The organism is Hymenobacter cellulosilyticus (genome assembly GCF_022919215.1).
GTDB lineage: Bacteria > Bacteroidota > Bacteroidia > Cytophagales > Hymenobacteraceae > Hymenobacter > Hymenobacter cellulosilyticus.
The window spans coordinates 1,160,461-1,181,987 of sequence record NZ_CP095046.1 but is presented as its reverse complement, the minus strand read 5'-3'; the positions used below and the strand labels follow the sequence as shown (position 1 = coordinate 1,181,987).

The window sequence follows — 21,527 nt, the reverse complement described above, 5'->3', positions numbered from 1 at the left end:
CACTACGGCCGGCCGTTCCAGGGCAAAGCTGTGCTGCACGATGGTCTGAACGGCCCGGGCCAGCTCCTCGGGGCCACGAAGCCCGGCTTGCGCGACACGGTGGGCAGGCCGCTCCGGTTCCGCACGGGCACCGTAGCCGCCGTCATGGCTGGCGCCCACAGAAAGTCACCCTCCTGCCGAATATGGCGCAGGTTGACGGCCAGCCGCACGGCTGCCGCTACACTTTTGCGAATCCGGGCTCCGACCTGGGTGGCCCCGGTAGCCAAGGTAATGCGGCGCGTCACCTCATCAAGGTGGACCGGACTTTCAATGGCTACGACCTGCGCCGCCCAACCCGCCAGGCGAGCCATGGGGTGCTGGTGTACTTCCAGCTGCCGGGCCGCGGCGGGCAATTGAGCCACCTGGTAAGGCTCGGCCAGCGGCGCGGGGCCACCGGGAACTTCTTCCCGGGCAATACCTTCGGCGGCTTCACTGCCAAGCATTTCGCTTTCTTCAGCTTCATCCGGCACCGCTAGGCGGCGGGCTGCCTCAATGGCCTGTACAGTCCGCTCAGTTTCGCGCAGCGGGTCCCGAAACCAATCGGTGCTCCAGATGCGGTGCAGCTTCCAGCCCACGTTTTCTAACACCTGCTGCCGTAGCCGGTCCCGGTCGCGGGCCGAGCGGGCACTGTGGTACATGGCCCCGTCGCACTCAATGCCCAGCACGTAGCGGCCTGGTTGGGCGGGGTCCACGACGGCCAGATCAATATAGAAGCCCTGGGAGCCTACCTGGGGCTGCACGGTGTAGCCGCGGGCCGTAAGGGCGCGGTGCACCGCCTCCTCGAACGGTGACTCCGGAGCCCGGCCGGTTTCCTGGTTTTGGTTGAGAATTCCGTGCTGAGCAAAGTGGAGAAACGACTTGAGTGCCGCCACACCCCGGGCCTGGGTGCGGGTTAGGTCCAGGTCGTCGGCCGTGAGGTTGGTAAATACTTCGCAGCGCTGCCGGGCCCGGGTGATGAGCACGTTGAGCCGCCTTTCCCCGCCCTCGCCGTTCAGGGGCCCAAAGCTCATGCTCAGGTAGCCTTCCCGGGTGCGGCCGTAGCCAATGCTGATCAGAATCACGTCCCGCTCGTCGCCCTGCACGTTTTCCAGGTTCTTGACAAAGAATGGCTCGTGGGCGTGGCGGTTGAAAAAGTCTTCGGTTTCGGGGTGCTGGCGGCGCAGCTTTTCCAGGGCATCGGCCACGGCCTGGCGCTGGGCCTGGCTGAAGGCTACCACGCCCAGGGTCAGCTGGGGGGTGGTACGAGTGTGGCGCAGCACGGCTTCGGCCACGCCCGCCGCCTCCAGCGGATTGGTGCGGGTAGTACCCCGCTCGTAGTGAGTTTCGGGCAAATGATGGTACATCAATCCCAGTTGCTCCTGCCCGCCGGGGCTGGGAAAAATCACCAGCTTGTCGTCGTAGAACAAGTAGTTGGATGGCGCTATCAGGGACTGGTGCTGACTGCGGTAGTGCCAGCGCAGCATCCGCTCGGGCATTTGCCGGGCCTTGCACAGCTCCAGAATGCTTTGAATATCAGCCGTGACGTTCTCTTCATCGGCCTCCTCCCCTGCCCCGGTCAGGGCGTCGAAGAAAGAGGTGGGCGGGAGCTGCTTCGAGTCGCCGACTACCACCAGCTGCCGGCCCCGGGCAATGGCTCCCAGGGCATCCACAGGCTTCACCTGCGAGGCTTCGTCGAACACCACCAGGTCGAATTCGACGGCGCCCGGGGCAGGTAGCTGGCCACCGACAGCGGCGACATCATAAACACCGGCTTGATGGCCTGAATGGCGCGGCCGGCCTGCTGCATGAGCTGGCGCAGGGGTAAATGGCGGGTTTTCTTAGCAAACTCGTTGCGCAAAAGCAGCATTTGCCCGCTGGCCTGAGCATTGGGCAATTGGCTGAAATGCTGCTGCATAGCCCGCACCCGGTTATGGTAGAGCGAGTCTTCGTCGGCTTCCCGGAAACGGGCGGCGGTTTGCTCATGACTGGCCCGCTCAAACTGCCGCAACGCCGGGTGCTGCGTGTAGGCCTGCTTCTGCAAGAACTCCAGCCACGTCTGGCGCACGGCTGCCGCCAGATGGTCCGCGGCCAGCTCCCAGGTTTCGGCCATTACCACCAGCTCGGGAAGCTGCTCAGCCGTTGCGGCGGCTACATTGTTCCACTCAACGGCGAGGCGCAGGGCGGGCACGTCGGCCATCCAGCCAGTGAGCTGGGCGTGCTGAATGGCAAAAGGCTGAAACTCCAGCCGGCCCTCGGAGCTAAAGCGCCGAACCTCATTAAGTTGCAAAGCAGTAATTACGCCCTGCAAGGTGGCGCGGTGCTGGGCCAAGGAAGCTTCCACGGCCGCCAGCGGGCCGGTAATGTCGGCGGGGTTGGGTTCTTGCACCAAGTAGGACAGCAGGGCGGCAGGCAGCTGATTTTGGCTAACGCGCTGGTGAGTCAGACCCAGATAATCAGCTACTTTCCGCAACTGAGGCCAGTCGGAGCGCAGACCTTGCCAGGCCGGGCCAAACAGGCCAGCGGCCCACACGCCTGCCTCCTGCACTAACTGGGCCAGGCGGCGGGCTTCGTGAATAGCGTCTACTACGGGCAGCAGCGCGGCGGCATCGTCGGGCAATGGGCCACGCCAGAAGCTTTGCAGGCGCTTTTTGGCGCGGCGGTAGTCATTACTGAGGAATTTCCACCATTTGTCGCCGGCGGAAAGTAAGGCAGCCCGCTCGGCCAGCAGTTCCTGGTTCCAGGCCTCGGGCAGCAAGGTCGCGACGTGCTGCTGGTGCAAAGCTGAATGGCTGGCCCCGGCCCGCAGCATCTCCTGAAGCTGGCTGGCGCGCTGGGTCCAGGCAGAGTCGGCCACGGCTACGCCGGCCAGGGGCGGGGCTAGCTGGGCGTGGCGGGCGGCAGGCAGCAAGGCTTCGGCAGCGGCCCGGTCTGGAGGCGCGGGCAGGCACAGGTGGTCGGCCAGCGCGTGGGCGGCAGTTTGCAAATGGGCAACGGCCGCCTGGGCAGCCTGCAAGGAATGCGTCAGAGCTTGTTGGTCGGCGGGAAGCAAGACCAGCCTCTCACTGCCCCAGAACAGCAGGCTTTTGGGACGGCCGATTTTCTGTAGCGTAGCCTGCAGGCGCCGGGCTTGATCTTCGGCGTGGGCCGCGTCGGCATCGGTCCAGCTGGCTAGCGTCGTGAAGGCCAGGCGGGGCAGCTCTACCGGGCCCCGCTCCTCGTTCAGACGCAGCAACTCGCCCACCACCTGCTGAAACGTGCGGCGGCTGCGGCCGATGGGCGCATTCACGGCTAGGGCGTAGTCGTTCAGGGCGGCACGGTAGCGGGGCAGCTGGGCCACCTGATCAGCCAGGGCCGGAGCCGGGCGGCCCAGACTGAGCGTCTGTCGGAGCTCGTCGTGCAGGGCTTTCTTGTTGGCTTTGTGGCTGTGCAATTCCAGGCAGGCCGCGCCCAGTCCCAGATTTTCCAGCCGGCGCTGCACCACTTCCAGGGCCGCCATTTTCTCGGCCACGAATAATACTTTCTTGCCGGCTCCAATGGCCTCGGCCAACAGGTTGGCAATGGTCTGCGACTTGCCCGTGCCCGGTGGCCCCTGAATCACGAGGTTGCGGCCTTCCTGCACGGCCAGCAGCGCCAGCAACTGCGACGAATCGGCGTCCAGCACCTGGTGCAGCTCGTGGGCGGTGCTTTCATTGTCCAGAAACGCCTCGTCGGTGAGCGTAGGCAGGGCATCCTGAAAGCCGGTGTCGGGGCCCAGCAGGGCGGCAATGGCCGGGTGTTCCAGCAAGGCCGCGGCGGTGGGCCAGGCGGCCGGGTCCAGGTCGCGGTAAAGCAAGAATTTGCCGAAGGAAAAGAAGCCCAGGGCAATGGCATCGGGCTGCACCTGCCAGCGCGGCAGGCCCGCCACGGCTTCGGCCACGGCGGCGAAGTAATCGGCCACGCGGAACTCTTCCTCGGCTTCGGGCAGGGGCAGCATCAGGCCAAAGCTGGCCCGCAGCTTGGCCTGCAAACTGAGGTTGCCTTCTACCTCGGCCCCGGTGTGGCGCAGCTTAAACCGCTCGGCGGCCGTGCCCCGCTCCAGCAGCACCGGCACCAGCAGCAAGGGCGCCCGCCGGGGCTCCGGGCTGCTGTCGGCCTCGTACCAGGTGAGCTGGCCCAGCGCCAGGTACAGGATGTTGACGCCCTGCTCTTCCAGGCTGGTGCGGGCCGTATAATACGTGTTGAGCAGGCGGTTTTCAAGCTTGGCTAGCGGCTCGGCGGTCTGCAGCTTGTTGTCGGTGAGCAGGCTTTGGCGCTCGGCTTCCCCGGGCCCGGCGGCAGGCTGGGAGCGGCTACCTCCGCTTCCGCCGGACCCAAAGCAGCTTCGGTTATTTCTTTCTCAAGCCCTGGCTCTGCGCCCAACAATGACTTTGCGGCCACGGGCCGGGCCTCCGGAGAGGCCAGAAAGTACATGGTCTTCGCCCGGCGCACCAGTCCCTCGTACACCGCCGCCGACTGCTCTCCGGTCACCATCACGCCGCGGGCCGGGGAAGGCCGGAAGTTGAGCAGCGGGTTGCGCAGGCCCAAATCCAGCAGCTCCTGCCGGGAGGCCTGGAGGCGGGTAAGCAGGCTGAGCGGAGCCGTAACCGGATTGATTTCCATAGCAAAAAAGCAGAAGCACGAAACGCAGCGCGGGCTTTGCCCGGGAAGCTGGTCCACCAAAGTTCTTGGTTTACGCTTCGCCGGACAAAGCCCGCGCAGTTTTTAACGTCGGTTTACCGAATCGGGGAAGGGCGGTTGTTGGCCGTGGCCCCGGCGTTCAGCTTGCTGTGCTTGTAGCCGTAGTTGAAGTACAAGGCTAGGCCGATAATCAGCCAGCCGAAAAATAAAAGCCAGTTGTTTATGCCCAACTGAGTCATCAGGTATAGGTTGGTCAGCAAGCCCAGGGTAGGCAGCAGCGAGAGGCGGCGGCGCACCGAGGCAATGGTCAGGTAGATGCAGAAACCGAAAAACACCAGCATCGGGATGTAGTGGCGGAAACCTTCCATGCCTTCGGCGCCGGTTACGATACGGCCCATTTCCCGACAGCCGCCGTGTTGTACACAAACAGCAGCACGATGCCGATGACCATAATAAGCGGCAACAGAAACTGGCCGTTGATGTAAGGCACTTTGAAGCGGGCTTCGGAGGTACCGTGCGGGTCCAGAATCAGGATGCCGCCGCACACCAGGGCAAAGGCAAACAGCGTCCCGATGCTGGTCAGGTCAATTACGAGGTCCATGTTGAGCAGCAAGGCCGGTACGCCCACGAAGAAGCCCGTGACGATGGTGCTGAACGACGGCGTGTGAAACTTGGGGTGCACCCGGCCGAAAATGGGGGGCAGCAGTCCGTCCCGGCTCATCGACATCCAGATACGGGGCTGACCAATCTGGAACACGAGCAGCACCGAGGCCATGGCAAAAATGGCACTGACGGCCACCACGCCCGCTAGCTGGGGCAGACCTACTTTCTCGAACACGAAAGCCAGCGGGTCGCCCACACCCAGCTCCTTGTACGACACCATGCCGGTGAGCACCAGTGTGATGATGACGTAGAGAATGGTGCAGATAATCAGGGCGTAAATCATGGCCCGGGGCAGGTCGCGCTGGGGGTTTCTGCATTCCTCGGCCGTCGTCGAAATGGCGTCGAAGCCGATGTAGGCGAAGAACACGGCCGACACGCCCTTGAGCACCCCCGCCACGCCGTTGGGCGCGAAAGGCGTCCAGTTGGCGGGCTGCACGTAGAACACGCCCACGGCAATAACCACGGCCACCACAATCAGCTTAAGCAGCACGAGCAGGTTGGAGGCCGTCTTGGATTCCTTGATGCCTACGTATACCACGGCCGTAATCAGCACGGTGATAAGGAAGGCGGGCAGGTCGCAGACGAGGCGGAAGTCGCCGAACAGCGTGGGAGCCGTGTTCCAGGTTTTGTAGGCTTCCAGGGTAGCCGGAGACACGTCGGTGATGGACTTACCGTTCTGCATCAGCTCCAGTACTTCGTGGTAGCCTTTGTAGGCGCTCTGGGTGCCCATGGTCAGGTAGCTGGGTATGTGCACCCCTATTCCGTCCATGAGCCCGGTAAAGTAGTCAGACCAGGAAATGGCCACTACGATGTTGCCCACAGCATATTCCATAATAAGGGCCCAGCCGATAATCCAGGCGGTGAGCTCCCCGAAGGAGGCGTAGGCGTAGGTGTAGGCCGAGCCGCTGATGGGAATGGTGGCGGCAAACTGGGCGTAGCACAAGGCCGAGAAGGCGCAGGCAATGGCCGTAAACACAAACAGCAGCGACACGGCCGGGCCGCCGTCGTGGGAGGCATTGCCGATGGTGCTGAAAATGCCGGCCCCGATAACGGCGGCAATGCCCAGAGCCGTCAGGTCGCGCACTGAGAGGTTGCGCTCCAGGCCGCCGTGGCTGTGGCCTTCCACGTCGGCCGGTGGGTTTTGCAGAATAGCGCCGATATCCTTGCGGCGAAACAGATTGGAGAAAGAACTCATTTATGGGGTGTGAGGGAGCGGAGGAGTTTCAGGCCCAAAAGATAAAGAATAATGCGGCGGGGTTGCTGATCAGCAGCAAAACAACGACTACCGGGCAATCTTAGCACTGCAGTTCCGTTCCGAATTCTGACAGGGCACGCTAGCCCTCAGCCGCCGCTGCGTCGGGCGCTCAGAAGATGTGGCCGGCCTTGCCCCGATGAAGAAAAACGCTAGCCTCTAAAGCCGGCGCAAGCGTAGGGCATCTTCTATATTTAATGCTGCGAACTTACTCTACTACTGCATAATGGATAACTGGCCAATTGCGTTGGTACTTGCGCTTGCCCTGGCTGGCAGCGGTTTCGTCTATTTTCGCTCCCTGTCGCCCGGCTATGAGGATGGCAAATATCGTCGGCATTTAACCAAGCAGGAGCAGGCAGATTTGCAGCGGGGAGAGATAGTCGAGAAGATTCATAAATCCAACCCGGCCATCCTGAGGTCCTATTATGATGAAGGGCCGCTGCGGGTACTGCCCGCAGCCGATGGCAAGTACACCTTTGTTCCGTACGGGAAGTGGAAGCGGCTGACGCGCACGGGCCGGTTAGTGGCTGATTTCAACCCCAGCAGGTCCTACCAGGAATCGTATTGGCACGAATATCATCCTAATGGCCAACGCTACTACTCGATATATACTGTACCGGCGGTTCTGGAAGGCGACACGGTAGAGGAAATGCGGTCCGTCTTTTTTTCCTTCGAAAACCCAACCGATACGGCGTACGTGCAGCACACCTTCAGCAAGAATAATCAGGAAGTGAGGAAGGGCTTTATATCATTTGATGCCCAAGGAAAAAAGCCGGTGCCGCCGGGCTGGAAGCCCAGCCGCTAGACATGTTCCCCCCTCTATCTTTTACAATAAAATCCGCCGCACGAAAAGCATCTCTTTGTTTGCCGACCCTAGATAAAACAGCAACCAAGCAAGTCCTTTTTTAACGTTTCCCTGTCTTAGGCAAGACAACTTTCTGAGCTTGGACAGCACGACTTTTTAGCCGTTATTGGTCTAATTTTTACTGTACCGCCCATTGCTATATGCAGCTTCATCGTTTACTCCAAGCATCTTCTTTACTGGTAGCGCTACTAGGCGCAGGCACCGTCGCCCACGCCCAAACCACCGCCGACACGGTGCGCCAATCGACGCGGCCGCAGCTGAATACGCTGCCGCCGACCAGCCGGTCCACTATGCCCGCTACGTACCAGGGCGGCGCCCAGCAGCAAGTCAGTGAGGGCGTGCCGCCGCTCACGCTGGGCCTCTCGTTGGGGTGGGGCGCCCCTATGGCTGGGGCGTTGAAGTGGCCTACCGCCTCCTGCCCGCCCTTGATGCGAATGTCGGCGTCGGGCTGGGCTCCAGCGGGGCCAAGATTGGCGTCGGGACCCGGGCCTACGTGCCCAGCCGCGGCCGGAATCATCTGTTTGCGGGTACCAACCTGGTGTACTCGTCCTCCAACATATCGGTGGACATTGAAGATTCAAATGGAGTCAAGGGGCGTTACATCATACATTCCAGCACCCTGCTGCACCTGCGCGCTGGCCTGCACCACCAGTTTCGGCGCAATGCCCTGCAGCTAGCCCTGGGCTACGGAGCCATACTAAGTCCCAACCCCGCCGTAGAACTTATACCCGGCTTCGGGCCCGGCTCACTGACTGGACAGAACCTTGTCGAAGCAATAGGTCCGGGCGGGCTGGAAATCTCCATCAGCTTTCTGATCGGCCTGGGTCCAGGCAAGGTAACCGTGCGCTAGTCGAGGCCTTCGGCCGCTGGCAGCTTACGCCACCGCAGCGCCCAGCACCCGCCGCAGCACCTGCTCCAACGCGTCCAGCGTTACCACGTCGCCCTGTACCAGGATGCGGCCGCGCTGCCAGAGCAGCATCTTGCGGGGCCGGCCGTCTTCGCCGGTGGTGCAGAACATGGGGCCACCCTGGGCCGGGCTGGTATGGGGCGGGTATAAAAGCCGGGGCGCTGCTGGATAAAGCCGTAGCGGAGAAGCGTATCGTGGAAGTACTGCATAAAGCGGTCATAAAGGGTAGAGCAACCAGAAGTATACGCCCCAGCACCGCCCGGGGGCCGAAATCTAGCCCCGCTCCCCGTTGCTACTGCTTGCGGGCAGCTACCGGCCAGCCTTGCCTACGGCCTTGGTTTGCAGGGCCTGCAGCTTTTGCCGGGTGTCGGGGTACTTATAGATGGTCAGGGCTTTGCTGAACTCCCGGGCGGCGCTCTTCTTGTCGCCGAGGGCACTGTAGTAGTCGCCCAGAGCGTCGTAGACGTTGAAGCTGTCGGGGTAGTTCTGCTGGTTTAGCTGGAAGAAGGCCCGGGCCGCCGCCAGGTCTTTCCGGCCCAGATAGGTGTAGCCCAGGCGGTTGACCAGAGCCTCCGGAGGCCGCACGGTATAGCCCAGCTGCCGGGAAACTACCTGGCACACCGCCACCAGCGAATCTTGAATAGCCCTGGGACTGAGCTTGCTCACGGCCGGCTCCAGCAGGGCCACGTTGTCGATGGAGAGGCGGTTGTGGGCACTAAAGGCGTGACGCAGTCCGTCGTAGGTACCGGGCAGGGGCACGGAGTTGTGCCCTTCGGTGCGGTAGTATTTGGCCGACCACCGCAGGCCGCTGGCGGGGTGCTTCTTTAGCTCGGCAATAAAATCGGGGACGGCCAGAAAGGCGCGGCGCTCCACAGTATTGCGAGTTCCGGCGGCCACCGTGTCGCCTACCTCTTTGAAGGCCGTAGCCACGGGCAGGTACAGGGTTTTACCGGCAAATTTGGGCTGGGCCAGCAGACTGCCGGCCTCCCGCACCAGCTTGGTATCATCCCACCACAGGCTCGGGTCGATGGCGACGTAGCTCTGAAACAGGTCGGGGTGGTGCAGCAGCGTATTAACCACGAAGAGCCCGCCCAGGGAGGTGCCGATCAGCATACGGTAGGGAGCCGTGGCGTAGGTCGAGTCAATGCGGGGAATCAGCTCCTGCTGCAAAAAGCGGGTAAAGGCCTCACCCCCACCCGAGGTAGCCGCGCCCCGCCGGTCCATGTACAGGCCCGACTCAATGTGGGTAGGTGTCAGGTCCCGGATTCGGTCGGTATTGTGCACGGCCACGATAATGGCTTCGGGCAATACCCGCTGCCCGCTGAGCTGCTCCAACATGGTGGCCGTGCTCTGAAACTGGGTTTCCCCATCCAGCACGTAGAGCACCGGGTAGCGCTGCCGGCCTACCAGGGAATCCTGCGCGCTCTGGGCACATACACCGTATAGGTACGCTGCTCCTTCAGAATGCGGGACTGGATGTGCCGGACGCTGGCCCCGGTCGGTTTTGGGCCCGGGCCTGACTTGAAAAAACACTACAGATCAGCAGGACCAGAATTGTAAGCTTCATAGGTACAGTAAGTAGATAACCGACAGAAAATAGCTGCACGAGCAACCAACGAAAGGGCAGCGCCGGGGTAACTGAGCAAACCAGCCGAGGTTACAGACCGGACGCCCTCCAGCACCGGCGGAAGCTTAGTTTGACTCAGGATTAAGAGTCACGTCAACCCAGCTTTGGCACCTGACTTTGTGGCCATTGAGCGTTGCCGGCTGCCACCGACCCGTTTGCTGGAGAATCCGGGTAATTTCTCGCCGGAAATACGGAAGGTGCCTTCGATTACTTGCTTTAATGTTGCCAGAGGAATCTGTATCTGACCTGATAATCGAAATAAGGCCAAGGGTATCCACCACAAAGCGCATCTGAATATACTGTCGCTCATTATTGAAATAAGGACCGTTTTTGGGCTTGGGGTCCCAGCCGGCGGGCTGGCACACCCGGGAAGTCACGTAGCGATGGATGTCGTCAGGGCCACAGGTGGGCCGTGTGTCAACATCCCAACTACGGTAGGTTTTGGTGGCCCAAGCCGACACAAACTGCTTATCGGCCACCTGCTTTAAGCTGTCGATAAACCCGGCTCCTCGCCGCCTGACCATGATGCTGTCCATATAAAAACGGTAGCAGTATAATTCGCCGGTGCAGTTCATGGGAATGTGGATAAGCTTGATTTCCTGCCGGGCCAGCAGGGCCTCAAGCTCCTGCCGGTAGCGAAGCTGCCTGTCGAACGAGACGTAGGTGAGCTTGTTCTCTTGAGCACCCTTGCGGGCCTGCTCAAGCTCGGCGCGGCAGCTGGAATCAGCCCGGTAGATGGGGTAACCCGGCGGCGGAGGTGGCGGAGGATCACCCTTCGCTAGAGCCGACTTCCCCGCAGCGCTACCTGGCTGCTCCGTATCGGGGGTGCAGGCCGCAGTCAGTAAGAAGAGAAGAATGCCGAGAAGCCGCATGTAGTGTCGGATAGGGAATAGCTGCGTTAATAGGTACCCAGGCAGCCAGAAGTAAATGCGGGGTTTCACTTATCGACTGCCAGCAACCTGGGGAATGCCGCCAGCATTTGGCCCGGCCGAAAATACGGAAGGCCAGCAAGCCCGGCGCGGCCGGTGGTCGTTTACCGGCCCTGCTCCAGGCGCTGCACCCGGCTCAGCAGATCCTGGAGGCTGGCTTCCAAAGCACTAGTGGGCGGCGGGGACGCGGATACTTGAAAGCTCAGCCGGCCCGTGACCCGCCACAGCTCCGTTACTGCGACCTGCGGCACGGTAGTAGTCGTGGCTCCGTTAGCAGTAGGCCGCAACGTCAGCACTCCCGGCTGCTGGGGCGAAGTAACTACCTGCTGCACCCACACCTGCTGCCGGGTTACTACCACATACAGGGCCCCGTTTTCCGGAGTAGCTCCCGGGGCTTCCTTTCGGGCAATAACCCAGTCGAGAGCGGCAAACGCGGGTGCTAGGGCGGCATCGGGCAACTGGAAAGCCCGGAACACGCCTTGCCCCATCTCGGGCAGCGGCAAGTTCCCGACGGGCAGCTGCTGCTCAAATGCCGGCTCCTGGCAGCGCTGAGCATACTGCCGGAGCTGCTCTTGAGCTACCAGCCGCAGTTCAGCCGGACCGTCTGCTACCGGGCTGCCACCAGGAACCCGGCCGTAGCCTGCCCGGTCTTCCGCCGCCATGCTGGTGGAAGACTCTGGGACAGAATATTTCGCTGGAGCTCCGGCAGAAGCACTAGTAGCGGGTGCGGTTTCGGCGGCTGGGTCGGCGAATAGCCAGTTAAGGTCTACGCCCCGGGTATGCAGAAAGTGAATAAACTCCTTGGGCAGGCCCTCCTTGCGGCCGTTCTCCAACTGGCTGATGTCGCGCTGGGATAATCCGCTAGCCTGGGCTATTTCTAGCTGGGTCATGTTGAATTCCTGACGAATAGTGCGCAGCTTGGCAGGAATCCAGTCCATTAAAAATTATGCAAAAAATTAATTCAAAATTTGGATACTATTCAAATTAAGAATAAAATTGTATCCATTACGCTTAACAAATATGCCTATCCGCCCTACCCTATGCAAGTATTAACCTGCTACTGCTAGGTGATTTATTCGAAAGGGTCTGCTGCACCAAGACCTTTTCTATTGCTTGTCCTTTACCTACAGCGCTTTTAGGCGTCCGGTAAAACCTCATACTTAATACCGCTTCGCCTGGCCAGCGGAGCTCCGCGGCTATTCGTACGCCGCTCCGCCCCTTCCTGCTCTACCTATCTGCATCATAACTCCTATGGCATGGGCCTTAGGCAGAATCAGTTTGTCCTTACTGAAGCATCTTATGAGCGCACTTTTTTACTCTAAACAACTAGCCATTAGATCTTTTTGGCTATTCATCATTCTTTTATTCGTTTTTGAGCACCCTCTTGTGGCTCAAATGACGGAGCGTCTCAGTGCCGGTACGCCACCTCCACCGGAGGCGGCAGCCCTAGGCAAGTTCTCAGAAATTCCCGTTAGCCTTTACTCTGGGGTGCCCAGCATTACAATTCCTATCTACGAAGTGAAGCTGCGAGGCCTCTCACTGCCTATCAGCCTGAACTATCATGCGGGGGAGTTCGGGTTTCGGAAATAGCTAGTTCCGTGGGGCTAGGATGGGCTTTGCAGGCTGGAGGCAGTATCTCCTCGACCGTACTGGGCAAGGATGACTTTTCACCGACGGGCTATTGCAATGGGGCTTGGCCGATTCCCAAAGACCGACCCTTGGCACCGCTTTACGGCAGCAATGACTACCTATTCTGCATGCGGGCTACAGGTACGTCGCCGGCCGGAACGCCAGCCTTCAACTTTACTTCCAGCTTCGATACCCAGCCCGATCTGTACTACTACAGCATGTGCGGCCGGAGCGGAAAATTCTTTCATACCCAGGAAGGCAATACGCACCCGGTACCCTATGAGCCTATCACTATTGAGCGACAGAACGGCTATACCATCGTTGACGAAAAAGGCAATCGGTTTTACTTCCAAGAACAGGAGGTAGCCACTACCTACATTATTCGGTATGGTGGGCACTCCACACCCCAGGATGAATATACCCCCGAGCCACGGTCTTTTATCTGTCGCGAGTCGAGACGCCTAACCACGAGAGCATCACGCTAACTTATGATACACTCACGTATGGCTACAATAGCCTAGGCAGCTATACCCGTTACCGCACCTCTGGCAGCGTGCCGGGCTGTGCCGACAAGCCACCGACGTACACAGAAAACAAAACCCGGGTGCTAGGCCTGCGACTAAGCACCATACGCTCTAGCCGTGGCGACTTTGTGGAGTTTGTTTATAGCTCCTGCAACCGAGCTGACCTACCCCGAACCAAAGCGCTAAAGCAAATTCGGGTACACAAAGGCAGTACTGTTCAGCACTTTGATTTGAACTTTGGGTATTTCAACCTTCCGCAAGCTCAATCTGACTGTTTCCAGACCGGGGAGGCAGAAGTCTCACCGGAATATCGGCTCAAGCTGATCAGTGTTACGGAGAGAGGCAAGCCGAGCTATCTTATTAAATACCGGGAGGATCTACCTTTCCCCTCTCGTCTAAGCCATGCTCAGGATCACTGGGTTACTTCAACGACCAGCAAGGCACTTTACTACCGAAGGAGGCAGATAGAGGATTCACTACCGGCGGCAACCGGAAGCCCCACGTGGAAATGATGCAAACCGGCATTATCAAATCCTTGCGTTATCCGACCGGTGGCTGGACCGAATACGTGTTTGAGCCTAACACCTATCGTCACGCTGCCGGCCCGGCCATACGTTACGTTGAAAATCAACCTGTCACGTTCTTTGCCGGCCAGGACAGTGATATAACGCCGGGACCCAGCGATGTGAAGGATACGACAATAACCTTTACTGTTCCTACCACTATTCAGCCATATTCTACCTATGCCCTTTACCGGATGGGTTGTGGCTACAATATTCCACAGCAATCGCCACAGTTTCGAGTAGAATTACAAGGGCCCAATAATTACCGTAGGAGCTTTGGTATTATAAATGAGCATGACAAAGATGTTACCGAAGAACTAGAGCTAGCCCCAGGGGATTACATCCTGACTGCTACCGCCATCGGCTACTGCCCGAACGATTACTTCCGCCTTTTATGGACCGAGGCAGTTACTAGGCAAAGACCGGATACGATTGGTCTGGCCGGTGGGCTGCGCATTCGGGAAATTCGCAGCTATGCGAGTAAAAATGATACGGAGCCTCTGCGACAGCGCTACCGCTATAGCCCCTTACAAGATTCCACTCAGTCGAGTGGCCGCATTCAGTCTATACCAGAGTACTCGTACTTCACTGTCGAAAACCGCTATTCTGTCCTGAACCAAAGCGTAGTGGAAGGCGAGTGCCGCTACGTTGCCCAATCATCCAACAGCATTGAGCCACTCGGCAATATTCAGGGTGGCAATGTGGCGTATACCTCCGTCCAAGTTTTCAAGGATAAGACGGGCCAACATGGCATGACCCACCATACCTTCTCGTGGAAGGAAGACGAGGCTTATTATGGACATGGCTACCCGTTTACACCTGCTACCAGCTTCGACTGGCAGCGTGGCTTACCCCTGCAAGTAACCCAGTATGCCCGAAAAAAAGACGGCACTGGCTATCAGCCCCTCCACCGCACAGTCAACCACTATTACCACAACTACACGCCGCCGGGCAACGGGAAATGTGAAGACTGCAGCTATTATACCTTGCCCACACGGCCCAATGAAACGCACGCAATTGGTCTCAATATCGTCCTGCAGCGCCCGAGTTCTTCGCGTCCGGAATCAAGATTCCGACCGTGGTTCCTTCTGAATGGATACTGCAATCCTTCAAGTACCTGTCCACGTGGAGCTACTTGTACCAGAAAGATGAATACAGCTATAATTCCTTAGACAGCACCCAAAGTCAGGTAGTCAAAACCTTCTATAAATACGACAACCCCAAACACGCTCAGCTTACCCGCACCCAAACCCTGGTCAGCTCGGGCGACACCACCACCACCAGGCAGCTATACGCCTTGGATTATGACACCACGAATGTTTCTAGTGCACTAGCTCTCGGGCTGAAGTCTTTAGCCCGGCGTCATATTCTTACCGATATCATTGAGCAGCAGCAATGGATAAAAAAGGAGAACACGACCTATCTGCTTGGTGGTAAGCTGGCGCAGTACCTCGGCGACTTTCCCCACCAGGATTTTGTCCTACAGCCTACTGCCCCTATTCCCTTGGCGCAGTTTACTACATCGGCTATCAGTAACGGAAGTTTTGTGCAGGACCGCCGCTACCGCCCAACGCTTACTTATGAGCTATTTGATGTAAGTGGCAATATTCTGCAAGCGCGCCAGACCCAAGCCGGCCCACAAAGTTTCCTGTGGGGTTATAATGCGACGCAGCCCGTGGCCCGAGCTCTAAACGCCACTCAAAACCAATTGGCCTATACTAGCTTCGAGCCGAACTGCCCCAGCCGCTGGCGCCACCTGCGCTTCGATGTAACTGCTGGCGGGCATACGGGGCAGCGGTGTTATCAGCTCTATAGCTCGGTAAGCTGCGATTCACTGCCCTCTGGCGACTACCAACTTTCCTTCTGGGCCACAGGGGCACCCAGCATCTCTCAGAATGGAGTGCTGCTGCCTAATGCTGTTCAAGCAACGGGGCCAACCGACTCCAGCGGCTTCCGTTTGTATACCGGCATCCTGAAGCTAGCTGCCGCTCGCAACATAGTAACCTTAGCGAGCGGGCAGGCCGTGCGCCTTGATGAGCTTCGGCTGCATCCGGTCGGCTCCCAGCTCACGACCTACACCCACGATCCGCTTACTGGTATGACCTCCCAAACGGATGCAAATGGCCGCACCTCTAGCTATGAGTATGACGACCTGGGCCGGCTGCAGCGCATTCGGGATGAGCAGGGCAATATTCTGACGCAGCAGGAGTACCACTACGCCCGCCCGTAGCTCTTTCCTGCCCCTTCTATTTTGGTTCAACCGCCTCCATTTAATCTGTGGCCTGTATGCGTGTACCTTCTACTTTCGCTTTTTTGCTAACCCTACTTTTCCTGCTAACGGGTATTGAGCACACCGTAGCCCAAGTTTCTCCTTACGAAGGCCAAGTGCCTGATAGTACCGAGCTCCGGGTATTACGGCAGTTTTATTACGCCACCGATGGCCCCAATTGGACAAACCGGGAGAACTGGCTTACGGGCACAACGCTGACTGAGGCTGACTCCTGGACTGGCGTGCAGCTCGACAATGGTGACATTAAGACTCTGCATCTGCCCGCCAATGGTCTAACCGGCTCCCTGCCTGCTAGCCTGGGGCTGCTTACCGGCCTGCACTATTTAACTCTAAGTAATAATACCGGGCTTGGCGGATCTATTCCTATTTCGCTAGGGCAAACTGGATTATACAGGCTGGAACTAAATGCCTGTCAATTTTCCGGACGAATACCACGGCAGCTGAGCGGCTGCCGCGACCTGGTGGTGCTGGATCTAAGGTTCAATCGGCTTTCAGGGACCATCCCAGTAGAGCTAACCTTGCTGCCAATCAACCAGCTACTCTTGGCCGGTAACCAACTTAGAGGCTCTGTACCCGAGACATTAGGCCAAATGAAGTCTCTCTTCCATCTAGACTTGAGCCGTAACCAATTTACAGGTCCTATTCCTAGCTCCGTGCGCTTTCTGGAGAATCTAGTCTATTGCCTTTTAGACCATAATCAATTCAGTGGCAGTATTCCAGCCGAGCTCGGTCAGTGCTTCAATCTCACCCAACTCGATTTGAGTCATAACCAACTGCAGGGAAGTATGCCGGCTGAGTTGACCAACTTACCTTATTTGAACCGGCTAATTGCTAGTCACAACGCCTTGATTAGTATTCCTTCCTGGGCTGGAAAAACCAACATTCCCGGCTTTTTGCTGGTCCAGAACAACTTCTTGGAATTTGGCTCTATCGAGCCCAACTTCCAGGAAATCGGACGCCCCTGGCCTCTCCAATTTGAATATTCCAGTCAGCAAACGCTGCCGGCTGATACCCTTCGCTGCTTATCAGGTACTACCAAAACGCTCCATGGAAGCATGACTGGCACCCGCAACCGCTACCAGTGGGAACGGGAAATTGGCGGCGCCTGGGTCGATATTCCTGGTGCTACGGATACAACGCTTACCATTACACGTGCTACTTCTGCTCAAGGCGGGTTATATCGGGTGCGGGTCTGGAATGATCTTGTTACTTCCTGGGGTCAATACCAATACCTGTATACGCGCCCCGGTATCTATCTATCCTGCCTTACCAGCCCTTGGCTGAAAACCTGCCCGTAGATACCGAAACCCAAGCTGCACTGACCGACCTACTCGCGCCCAAGCCCCTTAACGGCAGTCCTGATTCGCTGTATGTAAACTACGTGCGCACGTATCAGGCCCGCGTGGCAATCCAGGATGCGCAAGAGCTGATGCGCGCTGCGGTTGATTCGGTACAGGTTAAGACACAGTATATAGACGGCCTGGCCCGGCCGATGCAAACGGTGCTGCGACAGGAGTCGCCCCAACGACGCGACATTGTGCAACCAGTAGCGTACGATGCCCTAGGCCGGCAGCCCAAAACCTACTTGCCGTACACGGCTGCCAACCCGGGTGGTTCCCTGGGTATTTTCCGGCCTAATGCACTGCAGGAACAGTACGAATTCTACCACGATACTACACCCGCCGCCAACGGAGTAGCCCGCACGGGGGTGCCCTACAGCGAATCGGCCTTCGACACGTCTCCCTTGAGCCGAATTGTTGCCCAGGCTTCTCCTGGTGAGGCTTGGCAATTAGCCACCGACCATGTAGTAACCCTGAACGAACGTCCCAACACGGCGGCTGATGCCGTGCAGCGCTATTCGGCTGGGTACGGAAGTCAGGCAGCCGATTTGCTCCCGCATGGCGCGTATGCTGCGGGAGAACTGTGGGTTAAGGAAACCCGCAATGAGCAGCACGCCCGCTCCTTCGAATTTCTGGACAGGCAAAACCAGGTGGTTCTAAAGCGAGTTGAAACTGGCATTCCCAAGCAAGGACAACTCGCTCCCGAATGGCTGGATACGTACTATGTCTACGATGATTTCAACCACCTGCGCGCTGTATTGCCCCCAAAGCCGTAGCATTACTTCGTCGGCAGCAGTGGCGCATGACTGCCGCAGTCGAGAACCTGCTTTTCCGCTACTGCTACGATGACCGGGGCCGCTTGCTAGCCAAACAGGTACCTGGCACCCGGGGCGAAACGCAGATGGTGTACGACCAGCTCGACCGGGTTATACTAAGTCAGGATGCATCCCAGCGCCAGCGCCACCAGTGGTCATTTACGAAGTATGATGACCTGGGCCGCCCGGTTATCACGGGGCTATGCACCCGCGCCGCCCGACAAGACTCTCTGCAGGCTGAAGCCAACCGAACCCTCACGCAATACGAGCAGCGCACGGCGGCTTCCACAAATCCCCAGCATTATACGCTCAGCCAAGCGTATCCGCAGCTGTCGGCGCAAGGCCGCTTCACGCAGTATCAGGTTCTGACGGCTTCCTATTATGATGACTATAACTTCGACAATGACCCGGCCGGCCAACCTGATGCTACCTACGACACCCAGTATAATGGTCAGTTCGGTGGCACGGTGCCTACGCCTGACCTGCGCGTTACGGGCTTAGTAACCCGCACCTGCGTGCGGGTGCTGGAAGTTGCCGAATCAGCCACGGGGGCCTGGCTTACTACCACAAGCTTTTATGATGCCCAGGGCCGACCAATTCAGGTACGCAGCGCCAATGCCCGTGGTGGAGAGGATATCAGCACCTCTCAGTTGGACTTTGCTGGCAAGGTCCTCAAGAGCTACACCGTACACTCTGACCCTCGCGCATTGCCTGCTCCCGTAACAATAGCTGAGCTGTTCACCTACGACCACGCTGGCCGGTTGCTTACCAATGCCCAGCAGTTGGCTAACGAAGCACAGCCAAAAGTACTGGCTACACTGCGTTACAACGAATTAGGCCAATTACAGCAAAAGCAGCTGGGCTTAGGCTCACAAAATGTGGATTATCAGTACAACATTCGGGGCTGGCTCACGCATCTTAATGATGTGGCCCAGCGCGACCCGAACGACCTGTGGGGAATGGAGCTCTACTACAACCACGGCTTCACCCGCGACTATCACCAGTACGGCGGCAACATCACCGGGCAAAAATGGCGGAGCAAGGCCGACTCCGTGACCCGCGCCTACGGCTATATCTACGACCAAAGCAGCCGCCTGCTCCAGGGCGACTTCGTGGCCCGTACCACTACCGGAACCTGGACGGGTGAGAAGCAGAATTACGGCCTGCGCTACGTCAGCTACGATGAAAACGGCAACATCCTGACTCTGCAGCGCCGGGGCTTAGTGGCCGCGGCCACTCGCTCCACTCCCAAGCAGTACGGCCCATCGACGCCCTAGCCTACTCGTACAATGGCAACCAGCTGACCACCGTGAACGACGCAGTCACCGCCAACCGGCCTGCTGCCGGTGCGGCCTCCCTGGCCGGCGACTTTCAGGATCACCCTGCTACCACACCCCAAAGCAGCTCGGATGAGTATACCTACGATGCCAACGGTAACCTCACGACCGACCGCAACAAGGGCATCACATCCATTATATACAACCATCTGAACCTGCCCCGGCGTATTGCTTTCGGCAACGACTCCATCGTGTTCCGCTACTCCGCTACCGGGCAGAAAGTAGCCAAGCTCGTATACCAAGTCAACAAGCCTACGCAGCAAACCGATTATGCTGCCAGCTTCCAGTACGAGCAAGATTCGCTACGCTTTTTCCCCCACGCCGAAGGTCGGGTACTGCATTTCGTGCAGCGCGATGAAACCAACCAAGCCCACACCCGCTACTCGCGAGAATTCAGCCTCAAGGATCATCTGGGCAACTTGCGGGTAGCTTACCGCGCCGGTGAGCCGGCCACTTTCACCGCCACCATGGAGGCAGATCCAGCTAGTGTGGCGCGTCGCGAAGAGCAGCAATTCGATTCTGTCAGTATTGCCAGCACCCGCTTCCAAGCCAACCCTTTCGCTCGCACTGGCTCATACCTGTCTCGTCTCAACGCCGCCCTAGGTAAACCCTAGGTCCTTTGAAAATCCTACGAGTGCATAAAGGCGACACTGTGCAAGTTGTTGCTCCAGGTATCTATCAGCAGGAAGTCCGCAACTTCAATTTTGGCTTCTCCATGGTGGGCTTCGTCGCGACATTGCTCCAGCAGCAGTCCGCTACCCCTGTCGGCTCCGAACTTACACGCAAGTCCCGCCCCTGCCATTCCTGGGCCTTAGCCTCGCCGTACTACCCGCTCTGCAGCAATTTGGTCGGGTACCTAAAGCCTATGTCCGCCTATTGGTCTTCAATCAGGACTCGGTACTAGTGTCAACCCAAACTAAACAACTCTCCAGCGCTGCCCAAAACAACTACGAGGAACTACGTCTCAGCATCATTTCTCCCACCGATGGCTATGTTCAAGCCTACGTCGGCAACGAAAGCGACGTGGACGTAGCATTCGACGATGTAATGCTGAAATACAAACCCACCTTGGTGGTTCAGGAGAACCACTACGACCCTTGGGGCCTCAATTTGAGTGGTATTGAACGGCTTAGTGGTGGCAATGAAAATAAATTTACTTGGAATGGAAAAGAAAAGCAGCAAGAGCTAAGTTTAGACTGGGTCGACCACGGGTGGCGATTCTATGACCCACAAATCGGACGCTGGCACGTAACAGACCCTGATGCTGAAGAAGGAGACCAAGAAAGTTGGTCAACCTATCAATTTGGATTTGATAATGCCTTGCGATTTAACGACCTTGATGGACGAGTAAGTGAGGATAGATTAGGCCCTAATGCTACTGCGGGAGCTGAGCATAGCAGCAACCATATCAAGCGTGATGATGAAACAACGACTACAAGAAATGAGACAAGCATTTCAGTAACTGAAACTAAAACCAATCGATACGCCGAAACAAAATCAACGACTAATACACTTAACGGATCAAAAAGCAACATCTCCAACATATCAAATCATAGTGCGCGAGTTATTGCTTCATCCATGCGTCAAGCAAAATTGGCTGCTGCCAGAGTAAATAGCACCCAACGAACTGTACGAGAGGAGGCAACAGCTATGTATAACAATGCTGCTGTTCCTGGTGGAATTGAAAAGTCATATAAACTCTATGCTTCTACAGGAGATAAAGTTGTAAAAACATTTGAACAAGGAGTAGAGAACGGATTAACACGCCAAGAAATTATTAATAATATGATATCCACTATCAATAGTATTGGGCCAACGCGTGTATCAAAACATATAGCAAACCCAGACGCTGTCAATGTTATCGACATTTCTGCTTCAGCGACTGGTAGTAAAGCTAGGTCCTTCAACAAAGCACTACTATCCAATCCTGGGGTAAGCCGCCTTTTTTCACCCTACACATATAGTCACCCAGATCCAGCTTTCCACATTGAAATCCCGCAAAAATGAAAAAATATAAAGCAACTTTGATTCTATTACTTCTGTGCATTACTTGTTACGAAGTAAAATGCCAGACTAAAAGCAATTACCATCCAACACCAAAACAAAATAATT

At 57.7% G+C, this 21,527-nt stretch carries 19 protein-coding genes; 10 read left to right on the top strand and 9 right to left on the bottom strand.

What is annotated here, in order from left to right; translation table 11 throughout:
• Positions 1-2: 2 nt before the first annotated feature.
• The 5 genes from MUN79_RS05855 to MUN79_RS05845 all read right to left on the bottom strand — a co-directional run bounded on the left by MUN79_RS05855 (position 3) and on the right by MUN79_RS05845 (position 6,532).
• Positions 3-1,721 carry a DUF3320 domain-containing protein gene (locus tag MUN79_RS05855; RefSeq protein ID WP_244676813.1) on the bottom strand — a complete coding sequence of 573 codons (1,719 nt, stop codon included), beginning with the start codon at positions 1,719-1,721 and terminating at the stop codon, positions 3-5.
• On the bottom strand, positions 1,694-4,282 hold the full coding sequence (locus MUN79_RS05850) for a DUF4011 domain-containing protein (RefSeq protein WP_262923048.1): 2,589 nt from the start codon (positions 4,280-4,282) through the stop codon (positions 1,694-1,696). The genes MUN79_RS05855 and MUN79_RS05850 overlap by 28 nt, the downstream gene beginning before the upstream one ends.
• The gene (locus tag MUN79_RS29865; protein WP_262922994.1) at positions 4,261-4,656 is read right to left on the bottom strand and encodes a DUF4011 domain-containing protein; all 396 of its coding nucleotides are present in this window, start codon (positions 4,654-4,656) and stop codon (positions 4,261-4,263) included. Before MUN79_RS29865 ends, MUN79_RS05850 begins: the two co-directional genes overlap by 22 nt.
• A gap of 113 nt (positions 4,657-4,769) precedes the next feature.
• Positions 4,770-5,072, bottom strand: coding sequence for an amino acid permease C-terminal domain-containing protein (locus MUN79_RS30685; RefSeq protein WP_311136670.1), 303 nt, complete (start codon positions 5,070-5,072; stop codon positions 4,770-4,772).
• Entirely contained in the window at positions 5,057-6,532 is a 1,476-nt protein-coding gene (locus tag MUN79_RS05845) for an amino acid permease (RefSeq protein ID WP_311136669.1), read from the bottom strand. Before MUN79_RS05845 ends, MUN79_RS30685 begins: the two co-directional genes overlap by 16 nt.
• Positions 6,533-6,815: 283 nt before the next feature.
• Between MUN79_RS05845 and MUN79_RS05840 the strand changes: the two genes are divergently transcribed.
• Together MUN79_RS05840 and MUN79_RS05835 are read left to right on the top strand one after the other, a co-directional pair.
• Positions 6,816-7,394, top strand: a complete 579-nt coding sequence (locus MUN79_RS05840) for a hypothetical protein (RefSeq protein ID WP_244676812.1) — start codon at positions 6,816-6,818, stop codon at positions 7,392-7,394.
• 430 nt (positions 7,395-7,824) lie between these two features.
• Positions 7,825-8,304 carry a hypothetical protein gene (locus tag MUN79_RS05835; RefSeq protein WP_244676811.1) on the top strand — a complete coding sequence of 160 codons (480 nt, stop codon included), beginning with the start codon at positions 7,825-7,827 and terminating at the stop codon, positions 8,302-8,304.
• A 24-nt stretch (positions 8,305-8,328) separates the two neighbouring features.
• Here the strand turns inward: MUN79_RS05835 and MUN79_RS05830 are convergent, their stop codons facing one another.
• The 4 genes from MUN79_RS05830 to MUN79_RS05815 all read right to left on the bottom strand — a co-directional run bounded on the left by MUN79_RS05830 (position 8,329) and on the right by MUN79_RS05815 (position 11,855).
• Positions 8,329-8,472: a hypothetical protein gene (locus MUN79_RS05830; RefSeq protein WP_244676810.1), complete on the bottom strand. Its 144-nt coding sequence runs from the start codon at positions 8,470-8,472 to the stop codon at positions 8,329-8,331.
• Between the two features lie 198 nt (positions 8,473-8,670).
• Positions 8,671-9,894 carry an alpha/beta hydrolase-fold protein gene (locus MUN79_RS05825; RefSeq protein WP_262922993.1) on the bottom strand — a complete coding sequence of 408 codons (1,224 nt, stop codon included), beginning with the start codon at positions 9,892-9,894 and terminating at the stop codon, positions 8,671-8,673.
• Between the two features lie 159 nt (positions 9,895-10,053).
• On the bottom strand, positions 10,054-10,929 hold the full coding sequence (locus MUN79_RS05820; protein ID WP_244676808.1) for a hypothetical protein: 876 nt from the start codon (positions 10,927-10,929) through the stop codon (positions 10,054-10,056).
• A 92-nt stretch (positions 10,930-11,021) separates the two neighbouring features.
• A complete protein-coding gene (locus MUN79_RS05815; RefSeq protein WP_244676807.1) occupies positions 11,022-11,855 on the bottom strand; it encodes a helix-turn-helix domain-containing protein in 834 nt (277 codons plus the stop codon).
• A gap of 819 nt (positions 11,856-12,674) precedes the next feature.
• Between MUN79_RS05815 and MUN79_RS05810 the strand changes: the two genes are divergently transcribed.
• The 8 genes from MUN79_RS05810 to MUN79_RS05775 all read left to right on the top strand — a co-directional run bounded on the left by MUN79_RS05810 (position 12,675) and on the right by MUN79_RS05775 (position 21,422).
• Entirely contained in the window at positions 12,675-13,031 is a 357-nt protein-coding gene (locus tag MUN79_RS05810; RefSeq protein ID WP_244676806.1) for a hypothetical protein, read from the top strand.
• A gap of 547 nt (positions 13,032-13,578) precedes the next feature.
• Complete coding sequence (locus tag MUN79_RS05805; RefSeq protein WP_244676805.1) at positions 13,579-14,805, top strand: hypothetical protein; 1,227 nt, start codon at positions 13,579-13,581, stop codon at positions 14,803-14,805.
• Positions 14,806-14,930: 125 nt separating this feature from the next.
• Positions 14,931-15,863, top strand: a complete 933-nt coding sequence (locus MUN79_RS05800) for an RHS repeat domain-containing protein (RefSeq protein ID WP_244676804.1) — start codon at positions 14,931-14,933, stop codon at positions 15,861-15,863.
• Between the two features lie 56 nt (positions 15,864-15,919).
• Positions 15,920-17,221 carry a leucine-rich repeat domain-containing protein gene (locus tag MUN79_RS05795; protein ID WP_244676803.1) on the top strand — a complete coding sequence of 434 codons (1,302 nt, stop codon included), beginning with the start codon at positions 15,920-15,922 and terminating at the stop codon, positions 17,219-17,221.
• Positions 17,200-18,039, top strand: coding sequence for a DUF6443 domain-containing protein (locus MUN79_RS05790; protein ID WP_244676802.1), 840 nt, complete (start codon positions 17,200-17,202; stop codon positions 18,037-18,039). The genes MUN79_RS05795 and MUN79_RS05790 overlap by 22 nt, the downstream gene beginning before the upstream one ends.
• Positions 18,040-18,065: 26 nt before the next feature.
• Positions 18,066-19,355, top strand: coding sequence for an RHS repeat domain-containing protein (locus tag MUN79_RS05785; RefSeq protein WP_244676801.1), 1,290 nt, complete (start codon positions 18,066-18,068; stop codon positions 19,353-19,355).
• Between the two features lie 32 nt (positions 19,356-19,387).
• Positions 19,388-20,029: a hypothetical protein gene (locus MUN79_RS05780; protein ID WP_244676800.1), complete on the top strand. Its 642-nt coding sequence runs from the start codon at positions 19,388-19,390 to the stop codon at positions 20,027-20,029.
• Positions 20,030-20,318: 289 nt separating this feature from the next.
• Positions 20,319-21,422, top strand: coding sequence for an RHS repeat domain-containing protein (locus MUN79_RS05775; RefSeq protein ID WP_244676799.1), 1,104 nt, complete (start codon positions 20,319-20,321; stop codon positions 21,420-21,422).
• The last annotated feature ends 105 nt before the right edge of the window (positions 21,423-21,527 follow it).